We start from the raw sequence: 241 nt of genomic DNA, 5'->3' as shown, positions 1-241 counted from the left end.
CCTACAGCAGGCGCAGGAGCCAAAGTTGTGTCTGGTCCGGGATCCGGTTGAAGCGGTAGAGCAGGTTTTCCCCCAGGAATGCCATCAGCTCGAGCAGGGTCACGCCCGGGTCCGAAGGATCTGTCCTACCCGTCCATTCTGGTGTGTAGACCGCTGCGCGGCGAAGCAGCTCGTCGCGCAGCTGCTCGTAGCCGCGGTCATCGAGGATGGGAATGGGCAAAGTCATCTCAGCCGCCCCCCG

General features: G+C 63.5%; 1 pseudogene. It reads right to left on the bottom strand.

Annotation, left to right across the window (positions count from 1 at the left end):
* Position 1: 1 nt before the first annotated feature.
* Positions 2–241, bottom strand: a pseudogene (locus AC3XQU_RS24715) (hypothetical protein); the annotation flags it as partial.

The organism is Telluria sp. AZSoR62 (assembly GCF_058111565.1).
Note: the sequence above shows the minus strand (reverse complement) of the source record. Positions and strands in the feature narration are given on the sequence as shown.